The sequence below is a fragment of the Acetobacter sp. UBA5411 genome (assembly GCF_002409645.1).
In the GTDB taxonomy this organism is placed as follows: Bacteria; Pseudomonadota; Alphaproteobacteria; order Acetobacterales; family Acetobacteraceae; genus Acetobacter.
In genome coordinates, this window is record NZ_DHNR01000026.1 from 1 (window position 1) to 15406 (window position 15406).

Annotated in this window: 11 protein-coding genes and 2 pseudogenes; 10 read left to right on the forward strand and 3 right to left on the reverse strand. The window is 56.2% G+C overall.

The annotated features are described in order from the left end of the window. A pseudogene (locus B3759_RS07655) lies at window positions 1-569 on the reverse strand (IS5 family transposase); the annotation flags it as partial. 119 nt (window positions 570-688) lie between these two features. Here B3759_RS07655 and B3759_RS07660 point away from each other — a divergent pair. From B3759_RS07660 to B3759_RS07700, 10 genes and pseudogenes are all read left to right on the forward strand, one after another. Further along, a protein-coding gene (locus tag B3759_RS07660) for an IS5 family transposase (RefSeq protein ID WP_291365226.1) occupies window positions 689-1419 on the forward strand; the annotation gives its coding sequence in 2 pieces (ribosomal slippage) (window positions 689-989 and window positions 989-1419; 732 coding nt in all). 271 nt (window positions 1420-1690) lie between these two features. Beyond that, window positions 1691-1836, forward strand: a pseudogene (locus B3759_RS16930) (deoxyguanosinetriphosphate triphosphohydrolase); the annotation flags it as partial. After that, window positions 1824-2255 carry an HD domain-containing protein gene (locus B3759_RS07665; RefSeq protein WP_413788517.1) on the forward strand — a complete coding sequence of 144 codons (432 nt, stop codon included), beginning with the start codon at window positions 1824-1826 and terminating at the stop codon, window positions 2253-2255. The pseudogene B3759_RS16930 and the gene B3759_RS07665, both read left to right, overlap by 13 nt. Window positions 2256-2401: 146 nt before the next feature. Beyond that, the gene (locus B3759_RS07670) at window positions 2402-2896 is read left to right on the forward strand and encodes a hypothetical protein (RefSeq protein ID WP_291365228.1); all 495 of its coding nucleotides are present in this window, start codon (window positions 2402-2404) and stop codon (window positions 2894-2896) included. Window positions 2897-3427: 531 nt separating this feature from the next. Continuing rightward, a complete protein-coding gene (locus B3759_RS07675) occupies window positions 3428-5050 on the forward strand; it encodes a DNA cytosine methyltransferase (RefSeq protein ID WP_291365230.1) in 1623 nt (540 codons plus the stop codon). After that, entirely contained in the window at window positions 5050-5469 is a 420-nt protein-coding gene (locus tag B3759_RS07680; protein WP_291365232.1) for a very short patch repair endonuclease, read from the forward strand. Before B3759_RS07675 ends, B3759_RS07680 begins: the two co-directional genes overlap by 1 nt. Then, on the forward strand, window positions 5469-6944 hold the full coding sequence (locus B3759_RS07685) for an ATP-binding protein (RefSeq protein WP_291365234.1): 1476 nt from the start codon (window positions 5469-5471) through the stop codon (window positions 6942-6944). The genes B3759_RS07680 and B3759_RS07685 overlap by 1 nt, the downstream gene beginning before the upstream one ends. Then, entirely contained in the window at window positions 6941-9622 is a 2682-nt protein-coding gene (locus B3759_RS07690) for a Z1 domain-containing protein (RefSeq protein WP_291365236.1), read from the forward strand. The genes B3759_RS07685 and B3759_RS07690 overlap by 4 nt, the downstream gene beginning before the upstream one ends. Continuing rightward, entirely contained in the window at window positions 9615-10586 is a 972-nt protein-coding gene (locus B3759_RS07695; protein WP_291365237.1) for a PD-(D/E)XK motif protein, read from the forward strand. The genes B3759_RS07690 and B3759_RS07695 overlap by 8 nt, the downstream gene beginning before the upstream one ends. After that, entirely contained in the window at window positions 10587-12653 is a 2067-nt protein-coding gene (locus tag B3759_RS07700; protein ID WP_291365238.1) for an AIPR family protein, read from the forward strand. It abuts the gene before it with no gap. 225 nt (window positions 12654-12878) lie between these two features. Here B3759_RS07700 and glyS read toward each other — a convergent pair whose 3' ends face one another. Beyond that, window positions 12879-14954: a glycine--tRNA ligase subunit beta gene (gene glyS, locus B3759_RS07705; protein ID WP_291365240.1), complete on the reverse strand. Its 2076-nt coding sequence runs from the start codon at window positions 14952-14954 to the stop codon at window positions 12879-12881. A 3-nt stretch (window positions 14955-14957) separates the two neighbouring features. Further along, the coding region (locus B3759_RS07710; protein WP_291365241.1) for a glycine--tRNA ligase subunit alpha at window positions 14958-15406 on the reverse strand (449 nt) is incomplete at its 5' end.

Genomic DNA, 15406 nt, shown 5'->3' on the forward strand with positions numbered 1-15406 from the left:
GATGACCGGAGTAATCCCGCGCTGTGTCAGCCGATCAATCAGTCTGTCCGCGTCATACGCCCTGTCGGCGAGGAAGGCATCCGGATCGATGTTTTCCAGCATCTGTTCTGCCCTGTTGATATCCGCATTCTGACCCGGTGTGATGTCAATCTCCATCGGATTGCCCAGGGCATCGCAGATGGCATGGATCTTTGTGGTCAGCCCGCCCCGGGATCACCCGATGGCCTGATCCGTGCCCCCTTTTTGAGAGCGCCCGCGCTGTGTTGATGTGCTCGGACAATCGTGCTGTCAATCATCATGTATTCATTGTCATGATCCGCGGCCAGATGACGAAAGATCCGCTCAATAACACCGCTTTTGCACCAGCGGCGTAAACGCCGGTGCACGTTTTTCCAGTCTCCGAAACGGGCAGGAAGATCACGCCAGGGAATGCCTGCGCGATAGCGATACAGGACGGCTTCCACGAACAGACGGTTGTCCGCAGCCGTGCCGCCGACATGACCTTCCCGACCGGGGAAAATATCCTTTATCCGTTCCCATTGATCGTCGCGTAAACCGTAGCGCCGCATCTGTCTGCCTCCTAGGCTTAGGACCTGTTAATTTATTGAATTGAATTATGTTTCGTGATTCACAGACAACCTGGGAGGATTGGCCTGTGAGTGACATGTTTTTGTTGTCTGAGAGCTAGATGAAGCAGATTACGCCGTATTTTCCTCTGGCTCACGGAGTGCCGCGTGTAGATGACCGGCGGATCCTGAGCGGGATCGTTTATGTGATCCGTAATCGGCTTCAGTGGAAAGATGCCCCGAAAGGGTATGGCCCTCACAAGACCTTATACAATCGTTTCATCCGGTGGAGCCGCCTGGGTGTCTTTGACCGGATCTTCGTCGCGCTGACAGAACGGGCTGGCCGTTCGACGCGTCTGATGATCGATGCAACACACCTCAAGGCGCACAGGACAGCAGCCTCCCTGCTCAAAAAGGGGCTTTTCCCCGCCATATCGGACGCACAAAAGGCGGCCTGAACTCAAAACTCCATGCTGTGTGCGACGGTCAGGGCCGACCGATCCGGCTTCATCTGACTGCTGGACTGGTCAGTGACTTCAAAGGGGCGGATGTGCTGCTTGCAGATCTTCCCGACGGGACAGAAGAAGTCACCGGTGACCGGGGTTATGACAGCAACCGGATCAGACGATCTCTTGTCGAATGGAACATTACCGCCTGCATTCCATCGAAGAAAAACCGGAAATCAAAGCCGTCTTACAATTGGCATCTGTATGAAAAGCGCCACCTTATCGAAAACATGTTCGCAAAGCTGAAAGACTGGCGACGTGTTGCGACCAGATATGACCGCTGCACCCATACATTCATGTCTGCCATCCACATCGCAGCAAGTTTCATCTTCTATCTCAAAGAATGAGTCCTGAGCCTAGTTTTCCACACAGCGGACATCATCTGTTCGAATCTGAACCGTCAAATTGGCCCAGCAGCCAAATAATAAATTTAGTCTATTCGTGCCTCCGTGACGACAATGTAGCATGGCAGCTTCCTTGTGGCCGACATTGGAAAGCATAAATCTTCGACTTAAAATCGACCTAGATCATTAGAAGCAGGACATACCCATGACCTCTGATTTAAGCTTTTTTAAAGAGCAACTTTATGGAAATCAGCCCCAACGCTCAGGAGACCCTCGTTCACCATTTCAGAGAGACCGCGCACGCGTAATGCATTCAGCTGCTTTTAGGCGGCTACAAGGCAAGACGCAGGTGATGGGTAGCCGGAGAAGGTGATTTTCATCGCACACGCCTAACTCATTCTATTGAAGTGTCCCAGATCGGTTATGGTCTACTTCAAGTATTACAATCCAGGAAAGAGATTCTTCCTGAGAACGACCAAAAGTGGCTATCTGAGCGGGATCTGATTGAAGCCGCCTGTCTCGCTCATGATCTTGGTCATCCGCCGTTTGGACACAAAGGAGAGCAAGCGCTGCATGAAGCTATGTTGCAGCACGGCGGGTTCGAAGGAAATGGTCAAACCCTTCGCATTATAACCACACTTGAAAAATATAATGAACGAGGAAAAGGGCTGTATCCAACACGTCGTTTGATTCTGGGGATATTGAAGTATCCTCGTTCAATCAAAACCTTTGACCTTGACGCCTTTAGTCACCCCCCAAGTCTTTTCATGAGGATGAAGCAGATGTTGTCGCATGGGCTCTCGATGGCTTCTCACCCAATGATAGACGGCAGTTTATAGAATCAGCTAACGGCAAACAGGCTCACCATACCCTTGACTGCAGTATCCTCGAACTTGCTGATGACATTGCCTATGGCATTCATGACATAGAGGACATTGTCGCTCGAGGTTTGGCGACCGAGAGTGCTGTCCGAAATGCAATTACAGTGGCTTTCAACGAACTTGCTAGTAAATCCTTGAATGGTTTTAATGCCGATTTAGTCGCGAACGGCCTTCTTGCTGACAGTTTCCAAAGAAAGCAGATGATTTCTGGGCTTGTAAACCTGTTTGTCAGTAGCGTGAAGTTTTCAGAAAATGTTTCATACGCACATCCACTTCTCAGATTCAACGCAACTCTTCCCGATCTTCACACAAAGCTATTGAAATCCCTTAAGGGACTGGCTTACGAACTCATAATTAAGAAGGCTGAGGTGCAGCAGCTTGAGCGACGTGGTCAAATGGTCGTAAAGTGGTTGTTCGAAACTCTACAGTCAGATCCAGAAAGCTTGATTCCACAGTCATCCTGGCAAGATGGGTGTATAGAAAGCTCTAAGGAGCGTCGTGTATGCGATTATATTGCTGGAATGACGGATAGTTACGCAGAGCGTCTCTACAAGCGTCTTTTCAGCCCGGGGTTTGGCAGCAGTGGCGACGAATTGTAAGCGTATAGATTGGATTTATCTCGATCCAGATCAGCAAACTATCTCTTGCATATGACGTTGTAGCTCGGCACTTCATTGATGACCTTGCTACTCTATAACCGATCTTCTGCTTCCCCGCACGCCAGCCTGTCTGCTCTATTCTTGGTGAACAGAGCAGACAGGCGGCAGTCGCCTTCATGCCGGACGCCCGAATACAGCCCCATGTGTCCTCAAAGCAGACGTCGCTCATGGGGTCCGAGGAATGGAAACGGGAGGTCTAAAGTCGTAGATTGTTCCGGGGCAGCGTGAGAACTCAGTTGTCAGGACATCCCGAGGAACTAGAATTGTTCATTTTGGAAGAGTAAATTACATGCGAACCATGTCTGCAAAGGACACCCAAAACGGTTTCGGGATGCTGCTTGACCGTATCAGAGCGACGGCTGTCCAAGTAGAAAAGCATGGCAGGCCTGTTGTCGTAAGCGTAGAGGAACTTCAACGCATGTCGCTTACTTCTGGTGCAACGTTCGAAAGAACCGGAAACTGACCATCGGCATGCTTGCATTTGATCCTATCATCGAAGAATTTTCGGCACCGGCTAATAGCGTTGCGGGCCAATCCTGTCCGTCGTGGCGAGACGCAGCGTTCCCCGTAGTCGATGTGTTTGCAGGTCCCGGCGGCCTCGGTGAAGGCTTCTCCCTCAGCTCGGATGAGAAAGGCCGGCCCTGCTTCAAGAGCGTAGTTTCCATCGAGAGAGACTTATTCTCTCACCAGACGTTGCTTCTGCGCCATTTCATCCGTCAGTTCCGGGAGGGCGAAGCGCCAGATGAATATTACACCTTCCTCAAGGGCGGCATGACCCGTGACGAGATGTATCGCCTCTACCCCGAAGCATATGCCAATGCAGCTTCGTCAGCGTTGCGGATTTCGCTTGGACCGGAATCCCACACTGAGGTGAAGAAGATCATTCGTGACCGCGTCGGTGAATGCCGCCGATGGGCGCTCGTCGGGGGGCCACCTTGTCAGGCATATTCGCTGGTCGGGCGTTCACGGATGATGGGGCGCAAGGATTTCGCCGCAGACGAACGACACACCCTCTACCTCGAATATCTCCGGATCATCGTGGATCACCGCCCGCCGGTATTCGTGATGGAGAATGTGAAGGGTCTGCTTTCCGCCACCATCGACGGCAAATCGGCGATCACCCGGATCGTACGCGATCTTTCACATCCCGGAACCGCCATTCCCGGAGCGCCTGACGACCTCTCCTACAAGCTGTATTCGCTCACCGAGCAGGATATGGCGGAAGGGGATGTGGACCCGCGCCTCTTCGTAGTCCGCGCCGAAGAGTATGGTATTCCGCAGGCGCGGCATAGGATGTTCATCGTCGGCATTCGCGGTGATCTGAAAGTCCGTCCGGGATCGCTCAAAAAGATGATCGCTCCCACCGTTCAGGAGACGATAGGATCGCTGCCTTCCATACGCAGCAGCCTATCAAAGGCGAAGGACAGCCCGGCGGCCTGGCAGAGCGAGCTTCGCGCGATATCAAGCATGAACGTCCGCCGTCAGCTCAATGGCGCGGTTTATGCCAGTGACGTTGCGAAGGCTCTGGATTTCCAGAAGCTGATCGAAGTCAAATCACCTCACCAGATATCGTCTTCACGATACAGTATGCGCAAGCCAGCGCATGAAGTGTTGCGCAGCCTTTACGACGGTAGACTGACAGTGCTGACCGCGCACGAGGCGCGAAGCCACATGGCGTCCGACCTGCGTCGCTATCTTTATGCCGCGACGTTTGCGGAGAAGACCGGACGCAGCCCGAAGCTGGCCGACTTCCCGACAAGCCTGCTGCCGGATCACAAGAATGTCGAGGAAGGGCGGATAGGCAAGATGTTCTCGGACAGGTTCCGCGTGCAGCTCGCAGGCCATGTCTCGACGACCATCACGTCCCACATCTCAAAGGACGGCCACTACTTCATCCATTACGATCCGACTCAATGTCGAAGCCTGACAGTGCGCGAAGCGGCGCGGCTTCAGACATTCCCGGACAACTACTTCTTCGCAGGCCCGCGCACGGAGCAGTACCATCAGGTCGGCAACGCCGTGCCGCCGCAACTCGCCAGACAGATTGCGGATATTGTCGCCGAAGTCCTTCACGCTGTACCGGATGAGCAGTGATGGCGGATACGATTTCGGCGGAGCGTCGGAGCAGGAACATGTCGCGGATCCGGGGACGCGACACCGGCCCTGAATTGCGGCTCCGGTCGCTGCTGCACCGTGCGGGCTTCCGGTTCCGGCTTCACGCTAAAGACCTGCCCGGCAAGCCCGATATTGTTCTGCCGAAATACCACACTGTTATCTTTGTTCACGGCTGTTTCTGGCACCGGCATAAAGGATGCCGGAATGCGACCACCCCCTCCACCAGAGCCGAGTTCTGGCAGGCGAAATTTGATGGGAACGTGGACAGGGATAATCGGAACAGGGCCGCGCTTGAGACGGCGGGCTGGACTGTCATGACGGTTTGGGAATGTGAGCTGAAAGCCGATGCCGATCGCATCGTGCAGCAGCTTTCCATCGAAATACGCGAGGCAGCTTGATGGCACGACCCGAACGTCTGCCGCCGAGTGCGGCCTGCCTCTCGGCCTCCATGCGCGATCTGGGCTATTCGCTTGAAGCAGCGGTTGCCGACCTGATCGACAACAGCATTTCCGCCGATGCATCGAAGATCGATATCTTCTGTGAGCCGTCAGCTCCGCAGCCAGTCCTCGTCATCCTTGATGACGGGCGTGGCATGGACGCAGCCGGGCTTCTTGCGGCGATGCGGCATGGGGCCGCAAACCCACGTGCTGAGCGATCCCCCAAAGACTTGGGCCGGTTCGGTCTCGGTCTCAAAACCGCTTCCTTCTCGCAATGCCGCTCCCTCACCGTCGTGAGCGCGAAGGATGGCAGCTTGTCAGGGGCTGAATGGAACCTCGACGTCATCGACAAGGCGGATGACTGGATTCTCAGCATCCTCGACGAGGAGGATATCGCGGCTCTGCCCTATGTGGATCAACTTGGCGCACACGGCACCGCTGTCATCTGGCGGGAGATGGATCGCCTGCTGGAGGACGAGACTGGCAACTGCCGGGACGAGATCGTGAATGAGAAGCTGGACGTGCTGGAAAAGCATCTGGCACTCGTTTTCCATCGTTTTCTGGCCGGTGAAGTCCGGGGGTGGCGCCGCATCGCGATCACGGTGAATGGGCATCCAGTCGAAGCCTTCGACCCGTTTTGCCGCAAAAACACCCACACCAGACATCTGCCGGAGGAAATCGTCCGGATAGGATCGGCGGCGGTGCATCTCCAGCCGTATATTCTGCCGCACCATTCGAACCTGACGACTCGCGAATACGATTTCTATCAGAATCGCAGCGACTTCATCTCCAATCAGGGAGCCTACATCTACCGCAACGGCAGGCTGATGGCGTGGGGTGACTGGTTCAGGCTGATACCGAAGGGGGAAGCGACCAAGCTGGCCCGCGTTCAGATCGATTTTCCGAACAGCCTCGATGAGGCGTGGACCATCGACATCAAGAAGTCGCGATCCCGTCCGCCGCTGCCGGTACGGGAACGGCTTCGGCAGATTATCGCTCAGGTTTCAGGGGCAAGCACCACCGTTCACCGTGGGCGCGGCCAGAAGCTCTTCCATGAAGTTACCGCGCCGCTTTGGGAGCGATATGCCGACAAGACTGGTATCCGGTATGCCCTGAACGGCACGCATCCTCTGGTGCAGCGCCTGCATGAGAAGCTGGATGGCGAAGGCGTCCGTCATCTCAATCTGCTGCTGGAATCCGTTGCCGCGTCGCTGCCGATCGAGATGGTCTATTCGGATTATTCGACTAACCCGCGCGATGTGCGTCAGATGCCGCCGGTCGATGACGTGAGGGATCGCCTTGACGACATAAGACGCGCCTTATGGGATGACGGGTCGGGAAATGCGGACGCATTCAGGGAGATTGTCAGATCGACGCGACTCTTTGACGACCATGCTGAGATCGTTGATAATTACATTCAGGGGGAATTCGCTTGAGTAAGCAGAGCGATAAGGAGAAGGTTGTTCTTGCTGCACTGATCGGTGCGTTCGACGATCAGGACGGGCTGCCGTCACGAGACGAGATTGCGGCGAAAGCCGCTCTTCTCGCGCCGCATCTCGGATACTCCGGCGATCTCCAGAACATCATAACCGAAGTCGAGACAGCGATACCATCGCGCATGAACGCGGGCGTTTCATTGATCGATGTCGATGCCGCGCACGACGAGGACTGGATTCACAAGCGCGAGATCTGCACCACCTATGCAGATGCCTACGGTGGCTATCTTCGAGGCCAAGGCTGGAAACCGACCGTCGTCAACACCCTCCTCAACGCTGACGGCTCAAAGATTCTCGGTCTGCTCCAAGACCCAACCAGTGAAGGTGAATGGAAGCGTCGTGGCCTTGTCATCGGTCATGTCCAGTCCGGCAAGACTGCCAACTACATGGGTGTGATCGCGAAGGCTGCCGATGCCGGATACAAGTTCATCATCGTCATTGCGGGCATTCACAATAATCTGCGCAAGCAGACACAGCAGCGTGTTGATGAGGGCTTTGTCGGACGCTCCAGCGACCCGGAAAATCGCGTCAACATCGGTGTCGGTCTGAACCGTAACTATCCCAACCCTGTCACGCTCACAAACATCAACTCCGATTTCAACAAGCAGACCGCGAATGTCAGCGGCGCACAACTGAACGATTTCAAGAATCCTGTCATTCTGGTCATCAAGAAGAATGTGAAGACGCTTGAGGCTCTGTACATCTGGCTGCGGGAGTTGAACGCGAAAGGGCGCGACCGCATTGCCGATGTCCCCATGCTGGTTATCGACGATGAGGCTGACAACGCATCGATCAATACGAACAAGCCGGATATCAATCCGACCGCCACCAATGCGTGGATCAGGAAGATTCTGCGGCTGTTCACCAAGAACTGCTACGTCGGTTACACTGCAACGCCGTTCGCCAACATATTCATCGACCCCGACGCTTTCGACAAGGATGCCTACGGAGAGCTGTTTCCGAGCGACTTTATTCACTCGCTGGATGCGCCGACCACATATTTCGGGCCGGACAAGGTTTTTCTGAACGATGCGAGCAGCAGTGCTATCCTGCGGCAGATCGACGACTGCGAGGAATACCTTCCGTTCGTTCATAAGAACGGTTTCCCAGTCGCGGAACTGCCGCCCAGCCTTTATCGTGCACTCGATCAGTTCATTGTCGCGCGAGCCCTCCGAAACCTCAGAGGTCAGGAGCGGAAACACTGCTCCATGCTGGTCAATGTGTCTCGCTTCGTATCCGTTCAGAAGGAGGTGCGGAGCTTCATCGGACTGCGCCTCGACCGGATACGGGAGGCCGTGAAAGCCAATTACATGATGCCGGAAACCGCATCATCGAAAAACGAACACATGGCCCGTCTGCGTGCTGAATTCGCCGCTGAGTTCGCCGCCAATGAGTTTAGCGGGAGGAACTTCACTTGGGACGAAGTGAAAGCGGCTCTCTGGGGTGTGTTCGAAAATCTGCGCACCTATGTGGTCAACAGCAAGAGCGATGAGGCTCTCGATTTCGCGAGGTACGAGAAGGATGGCATCGGCCTGACCGCAATCGCTATCGGCGGTCTGAGCCTGTCACGCGGCCTGACGATTGAAGGGCTGACAATCAGCTACATGTACCGCAACACCAAGATGTACGACACGCTGATGCAGATGGGGCGCTGGTTCGGTTATCGACCGGGCTACGAGGATGTCTGCCGCGTCTGGCTGCCGAATGACTCGATCAACTGGTATAAGCATATCGCACTGGCATCTGAGGAGCTGCGTCAGCAGATCACGCGGATGCGTCAGGCCGACATGAGTCCAAGGGATTTCGGCCTCTATGTGAAGTCCCATCCAGACAGCCTGATGGTGACTGCCGCCAACAAGATGCGCAGTGGTGAAAAGATCGTTCTCAACCAGAATCTCACTGGCACACTTCAGGAGAGTTGGCTGCTTCCTCTTGATACTAAGATCAACTTGGAGAACGAGGAGCTGATCGCGGAATACTGGCGCGATGGGTTTGGCGGCACAGTGCAACCGACAGAAAAAGGGTGGTTCATTCCTGACGTTGATGTCGGGAAAGTGGATGAGTTTCTGTTGCGGTTCAAGGCGCATAAATCTGCGAGAAAGCGGAAAGCTGACGCGGTTGAGTATCTGCTCAAGATTGCGCCGAAATTCTCCAAAGCTGATGTTCTGCTTATCTCGAAAGGGCCTGGCGACCCGGCAGCATATCGGCTTGGCGCACAAGACCGGACGGCTGAAAAGGATGCCACGCCTGATAAATGGCAGGTTTCAGGATACCGTGTCGCCAGTCGCGGCGACGAGAAGCTTGGCCTGACTGACGATCAGATTTCCGCCGCGGAGAAGCTGGCGTCCGAGGATGCCAAATCCAAAAAGAAAAAGCCCTCGGACGTTCATTATCGGATGGTCCGTAAAAAGCCGCTGTTGATAATCCATGTTCTGGAACCGACCGAAAATCCTGCTTTCGCTGGTTACAGGGTTCCCGCATGGGGGCTGAGCTTCCCTGACGGCCTGTACGGAGCCGACTTCGAGATCGAGGTGATCGCCAACAAGGTTTGGATGGAGGAGATGTACGGCTCGATGGACGACGATCCTGACGCCGACGAGGACTATGACGATGAGTAGGTCCGTGCCGTGGGACGCTATTCCGACACCGGCGGCTGATCTTAGTGTTCTCCGCATCGCGGGAACCACGGGCGTCCCCATCTTCTGGGGACGGGATGCCGGAGGACAGTGCCTGCTGATTATCGAGCTGGATGGCGATCATACCGCACAGCTCCGCCGTGATGTGGTTTCTCTGCATGGTATCGGCTTTGATCTTCGCAAAGGTGATCGTGCCGGACAGCAGCGATTCGTTCTCACGCTTGCCCGTCATATTGACAGCGATCTGTTTCTTGGCCTGTGTGAAACCCTCATTGGCAGCCTCAGGGATGTCGCGGACCCGGCGACGGCACTGGCCGTCGCACTTGCCCATCTGCGGCGCTGGAAGGCGTTTCTGGCGGGGCGGAACGCCCGCCTGCTCTCGCCCGAGGAGGTTCGTGGCCTGTTCGGCGAACTGCACATTCTGCGCCTTCTCTATCAGGACACGCTGCCGCAGCTCGCCGCCGTCGATGCGTGGTGCGGTCCCGACGATTCCCATCAAGATTTCATTTTCGGCAACAGAGCCATCGAAGTGAAGTCGCTTTCCGGTCGAGAGCGCAGCACTGTCCGCATTTCGACCGAGGATCAATTGGAATCACTTGCTGACCAGATGTTTCTCCTGACCCAGCGCCTGAGCAGTCAACCTGATGCTGGCCAAGCATTGTCACTGAACGATATTGTCGGGCTGATCGACAGTGAGCTTGTGGACGCCAATGCCATCGAGCAGTTTGCTGATAAACTCGCAGGCGTGGGGTACGTTCCACTCGCAGAATACGATGCTTCACGCTTCATTGTCGGCGGCCTTCAGGGATACCGCGTGACCGATGGGTTTCCCCGCCTGATCCGCTCGGAGCTGCCACCTGGCATCACCAAGGTTTCCTACGACGTCATGCTGGAAGCGATAGCGCCGTTCTCCTGCGATGAAGCCGATATGTTCCGGAGACCCTGATTGGAAACGACCGCCGACGAGTTCTTCCATGATTTCCGTCAGGATTTGCTGGCCGGAGCCGAGGCGAACGGCAGCTTTCTGCTGGCCGAATTCATGGGTGTCGTGTCCCGCGAGCTGACAGAGACGGGGTTCACGGAAGGCTTCGAGTTCGCACACTATCGGGCGAAGCGCGGTATGCGTGTGGACGGATACTGGTTCAACGACGAAGGCGTTCTGAACCTTTTCGTGGCGGATTTCGACAGCCGCACTGAGCTGGCATCCCTTACCCGCACCGATGTTGATACCGCGTTCAAGCGTGTGGTCAATTTCTTTGACGCCAGTTTGCGGAAGAATCTGGCGGCTGATCTGGAAATCACGTCGCCGGAATATGGCCTCGCAAGGCAGATCGCAGACAGGAAATCGCGGATTCGGCATCTCAATCTTATTCTCGTTTCCGAGCGTACCTTGAGCGACCGGATTCAGGCGCTGCCGGATGCCGAGACAGCCGGTATCGCAACGAGCTTTCACATCTGGGATATCTCCCGCCTTCATCGCCAGCGCAGTTCCCGTAGCCACAAAGAGGCGCTGGACCTAGACTTCGAGGCTATGTTCGGAACCGGCATACCCTGCCTTCCCGCCCATCTGGGGACAGATGCTTATCAGTCCTATCTCGTCGTCATGCCGGGACCGATCCTTTCGTCAATATACGAGAAGTTCGGCGCGAGGTTGCTGGAGCAGAACGTCCGTACGTTTCTTCAGGCCAGAGCGAGGGTCAACCAAGGTATCCGCACGACCATCATGACCGAGCCGGGTATGTTCTTCGCCTACAACAACGGCATTACAGCTACAGCACAGGGCGTCGCAACGAAAAGGACGAGAGATGGCCTCCAGATCACCCGGATAACCGACCTTCAGATTGTGAACGGTGGACAAACCACCGCGTCGCTGTTCCACACCCGTCGAAAGGACAAAGCCGACCTCACACAGATATTCGTACAGATGAAGCTGTCCATCATCGACAGTGATAAGAGTGAGAAGGTCGTCCCGCGCATTTCCGAGTATGCCAACACCCAGAACCGGGTTCAGGCTGCGGATTTCTTCTCAAACCATGCTTACCATATCCGCATGGAGGAGTTCTCCCGGCGCCTATGGGCACCCGCGGGCAAAGGTGCACAGCGGGAAACAAAATGGTTTTATGAGCGCGCCCGCGGTCAGTATGCGGACGCGCAGGCCAAACTTACCCTTGCCGAGCAGAAGCGGTTCAAGGCGGAAAATCCGAAGCCGCAGATGCTGACCAAAACGGATCTTGCGAAATTCGAGAACGTCTGGGATGAGCATCCGCGATACGTGAATTTGGGAGCAGAGAAGAACTTCGCCCGTTACGCCGCCCGGATTGGCAAGGAATGGGACAAGTCGTCGGACAGTTTCAACGAAGCTTACTTCAAACGCGCCGTTGCGCGAGGGATCATATTTCGTGCTACCGAACGGATTGTGTCAGCGCAGCCTTGGTATAATAACGGCTATCGTGCCAACATTGTCTCCTATACGCTGGCCGTTCTCAGCGAACTGACAAGACGGCGGGAAAAAAGTCTCGATTTTCAGAGGGTCTGGAGCGCGCAGGCGATAAGTCCTATCCTCGAGAGCACCATTGCGATTGTGGCTTCCCGCGTGAACGATGACCTCCTGCGCCCGATGCAAGGTATTTCGAATATTTCGGAATGGGCCAAGCGTGAGGCCTGCTGGACGCGGATGCTGGAAAATATGGACGAGTTTGCCGATCTCTTGCCAGATGAGTTCGACGGCGAATGTCTGTCCCGCGACGACCATCTGTCTGAAAAGCGGGCTGCTCGGAATACCCAGAAAGTGGACAACGGCATTGAAGCTCAGACTAAGGTTTTTGCGATCCCGGCTTCAAAATGGATCGTAATCCACGACACCTTGGCCTCGAAACGCCTGCTGACTCCGAAGGAGATCGGTGTTTTGAAGATTGCCATGCAGATACCGATGAAGATTCCTACCGACAGACAGTGCGTCGTGCTGCTCGACACCATCAAAAAGGCGCGTGGAGAAGGCGTTGCCGTCGATTGACGATAGCCAGAAATACCAGACAACTTCGATGGCAAGGTGGTTATCGTGGCGACAATGACACCTGCTTCTTGAATGTTCACGCTGTAAAGCGGACAGTCCTGAATCCCCCCAAATCAGTCATTCAAACGATTGGCCACAGATAATTAAGTAAGCCAAACAATAAAAAACCGGGACAGGTCATGCCCATCCCGGTTCCATTAACGCATCAGAGCCATTCAGCCTCAATCACCCATCAATCTGGCTGAAATCCGCAATCAGGCGCGTCATTCGCACCAGTTCAGACAGCAGCTTCAGACGATTGCCGCGCACCTGCGGGTCATCGGCATTGACCGTCACCCTGTCGAAGAATGTGTCCAGCACGGAGCGCAGGCTGGCAGCTTCGCGCATCGCATCTGAATAACGCTCCTCGCCAAAGGCTGCTTCCACCTTGGGGATGACCGCTCCCAGCGCATTGGCGAGAGCGATTTCCTCCGGCTGCGTGTAGAGCGCCGCGTCGGGCGTCCCTTCGTGAGGGCCGTCCTTCTTGTCCTCAATCCGCAGGATGTTCGCAGCCCGCTTGGTCGCGGCAAGCAGGTTCTTGCCATCTTCCGTCGCCAGCATGGAAGCCAGCGCATCCGTACGAGCCAGCAGACGCACGATATCGCTGTCCGTATTGCCAACCGAAACGGCGGCGAGAATGTCGTGACGTGCGCCTTCACTACGAAGCTGCACGCGCAGACGCTCGGCGATAAAGCCCGGCAGCAGATCCAGATCAGGTGCGTTCTGAAGGGCAGAGGGCAGAGCCTCGGACGCCTTCACAAACAGCGCCACCAGATCAAGACGCAGACTGTTGGTGCGGATCAGGTTGATGATCCCCAAAGCTGCGCGACGCAGGCCATACGGATCGCCAGAGCCGCTTGGCTTTGCGCCGACAGCAAAGAACCCGACCAGCATGTCGAACCGGTCAGCCAGCGCCAGAGCGATGGAAACCGGAGCCGTCGGCACGGTGTCAGCAGGGCCACGCGGCATATACTGCTCGGCAATCGCGGTGCAGACATCCTCAGGCTCATGGTCATGACGGGCGTAATAACCACCCATCACGCCCTGAAGCTCGGGAAATTCGCCGACCATACCGGTGGAAAGATCACTCTTGCTCAGCAGCGCGGCACGAGCAGCGTGCTGAGGGTTGGCGCCCACCATCGGCGCGATGATTTCCGCCAGACGCACAAGCCGCTTCACGCGCTCGCCCTGACTACCGAGATCGGCATGGAACGTGACACGATCAAGGCCCGCAACGCGCGACTCAAGCGTCTGCTTGCGATCCAGATCCCAGAAGTGACGCGCATCGGAGAAGCGGGCGCGCAGCACGCGCTCGTTACCGGCAATGACCTGTGCGCCGCCGTCACTGGGTTCGATATTCGCCACAAACGCGAAGCGCGGAGCGGCCGTGCCGTCGCTGTGACGCAGCGCGAAGTAACGCTGGTTCACGCGCATGGAAACCTGCATCACCTCGGCAGGCAGTTCCATGAACGTCTCGTCAATGCGACCGAGCAGCGGCACCGACCATTCGACCAGTCCGGCAACCTCATCGACCAGTCCGGCGTCAGGGACGATATTCAGCCCTTCCTGTCCGGCCAGTTCATTGATGCCTTTCAGGATGGTCTGACGACGCTCCGACGCGTCGATCAGCACGCACCGGTCACGCAGCCCGTCGCGCCAGCTGTCAAAATTAGAAACGGTGAACGGCTCTGAATGGGTCGCGCCAACCGGGAAAAACCGATGCCCTTCCGTCTGGTTGCCGCTCTTCAGACCATGACCATTGTCCGTGTCCGTCGCCAGCGAGAAGGGAACGACTGTCCCATCGAGCAGGCACAGGATACGACGCAGCGGACGCACCCACGTAAAGCTGCTACCCGTGCCCCAGCGCATCGACTTCGGCCACGGGAACTGGCGCAGAATCTCGGGCAGACGCTCGGCCAGAGAAACTTCGGCGGAAATGGCGGGCGTCTGACGGTTCAGCACCCAGAAGCCGTTTTCCAGAACCAGATCGTCCTTGGTCACGCCATGCTTGCGTGTGAAACCGGCCAGAGCCTGTTCCGGCGCGCTCTCGCGTGGGCCGCGTTCGGAAACGGTTTCAGCCGGGACTTCTGTGTTCAGACCGCAGGTAAGGGCGATGCGACGCGGACCGGTAAAGGTCTTCACATCGCGAGGATTGAGGGCGGCGAAGGTTTTCTGGAACAGACGCGCCAGATCCTCGCCCGCCGTTTCCTGCATGCGGGCCGGGATTTCTTCCGAGAGAAGTTCGAGCAGAAGTTCAGCCATGACTCACCCCTCCACCTTCTTTGTGGCAGCTTCTTCGGCCAGCCAGGTTTCACAGCAGAGCTTCGCCAGCGTGCGGACGCGACCGATATAGGAAGCGCGCTCGCTCACGCTGATGACGCCGCGCGCATCGAGCAAATTGAACAGGTGGCTGGCCTTCAGACACTGATCGTAAGCAGGCTGGGCTACACCCGCTTCTGCCAGCGCCACAGACTCCTTCTCGGCATCGATGAAGTGGCGATGCAGCATCTCCGTGTTCGCCAGCTCAAAGTTATGCCGCGAGTAATCACGCTCGGCCCGCAGGAACACGTCGCCATATTTCAGACCGGCGTCGTTGAAGGCGAGGTCATAGACGTTCTCGACGCCCTGCACATACATGGCGAGGCGCTCAAGCCCGTAGGTCAGCTCCGTGGACGGCACTGACACAGGGATACCGCCGACCTGCTGGAAGTAGG